The 1,755-nt window shown below is 72.7% G+C and carries 1 protein-coding gene; it reads right to left on the reverse strand.

Annotated elements, in window-relative coordinates; genetic code table 11:
- The coding region (locus AB4Z01_RS36220; protein ID WP_441701689.1) for a YadA family autotransporter adhesin at window positions 1-1,755 on the reverse strand (1,755 nt) is incomplete at both ends.

A 1,755-nucleotide genomic window follows, 5' to 3' on the forward strand; every position in this document is an offset into this window, starting at 1 on the left:
CCGTGGTCCCGCCCGTCGCGGCGGCGTTGTTGCCGACCGCCGTCGACGGGCCGCCCGATGCCACGGCCCCGATGCCGGCCGCCAGGGCACCCGCGCTGGTCGCGCCGTCGTTGTTGAAATTGCCCCCCGCCGTGCCGCCGTCGTTGACGCTGTAGTAATGCGTCGCCGAGCTGGTCACCAGGTTCTCGATCGCCTGGTTGGAGGCGAAGAGCTGGCTGCCGTTGACCGCGTCGGTGGAGTCCAGCGCGATCCGCCCGGCTGCCACGTTGGTGATCGTCCGCTCCGCCCCCGGCGCGCCGACGCTGACCGTGCTGGTCGGCGTGGTGCCGGCGAARTTGTAGGTCGTCCCCCGGATCGTGGTGCTGGCGGTGCCGACAGCCGCCGCGGTCACCGAGCCCGAGCCCATCGCCACGTCCTTGGCGTTGACCGCCGAGGCGGCGTCGCCGAAGGCGAGCGAACCGGCCCCCGCCGCGCTGCTGGCGTTGCCCAGAGCGACCGAGCCCTGGCCCGTCGCGGTGTTGGTGTTGCCAAGCGCCAGCGCGCCGGTGCCGTTGACGGTGTTGTTGGCGCCGAGGCCGACGGCGCCGGTGCCGGTGACCGAGTTCGGATCGCCGATCGCAACCGCGCCGTCGCCGTTCACCACCTGGCCCTGGCCGATCGCCACCGCCCCTGCGCCGCCCAGCACCTGCGAGTTGGTGCCGATCGCGACCGAACCCTCGCCGGCCGCGGCCGCCACCAGGCTGTTCGTGCCCAGCACCGTGCTCGTGAGGGCGAGAGCCTGGGTGTTGGTGCCGATCGAGATCGCGCTCTGGTCGCTCGCGACCGTGTTGGTGCCGATCGAGACAGCACCCTGGTCGCTCGCGATCGCATTGGTGCCGATCGCGGTCGCCCATTGGCTGGAGGCGTTGGCATTGACACCCAGAGCGATCGCGGCACCCGCCGTCGCGCTGGCGGCGTTGCCCATGGCGATGGCGCTCTCGGCGCCTGCGTTGGCGTTGTAGCCCATTGCCACGGCGTTGAGGCCGCTCGCATTGGCGAGGACGCCGACCGCCGTGGTGTGGTCCGCCGACGCGCTGGCGTTCTGGCCGAGAGCGGTGGACCAGGTCCCGGTCGCCTGGCTGGCACCGCCGACGGCCGTGCCGCCCTGCCCGGTGGCGTTCGCGCTGTTGCCGAGCGCGACCGCCTCGAAGGAGGTGAAGCCGCCCGGGAGCGCCGTGCCGGCCGCCCCGCTGGCATTGGAGGCGATGCCGATGGCGATCGGCGAGCCGTCGCCGCCGGTCACCACGGCCTTGGAATTGGTGCCCAGGGCCATGGCGCCGCCGGCGCCGCCGCTGGTGGCCGTCGCGCCGCTGCCGAGGGCGACCGTGGTCCCGCCCGACGCGGCGGCATTGAAGCCGACCGCCGTCGAGTTGGTGCCCGAGGCCGTCGCCCCGATGCCGGCGGCCATCGCATTGGCGCCGGTGGCGCCGTCATTGATGTAGTTCGGCCCGTGCGTGCCGCCGTCGTTCACGCTGTAATAGTGGACGGGGTTGCTGGCAGCGATCGCCTCGACTGCCTGGTTGGTGGCGAAGAGCTGGCTGCCATTGATGGCATCGGTCGAGTCGATCGCGATCCGCCCGGCCGCGACATTGGTGATGGTCCGCTCGTTGCCGGCGCTGCCGACRCTGACCGTGCTGGTCGGCGTGGCACCGGCAAAGTTGAAGGTGGTGCCGCCGATCACCGTGCTGGCGGTGCCGACCGCAGCCGCGGTCACCG

Source organism: Inquilinus sp. YAF38 (assembly GCF_052113205.1).
Classification (GTDB): domain Bacteria; phylum Pseudomonadota; class Alphaproteobacteria; order DSM-16000; family Inquilinaceae; genus Inquilinus.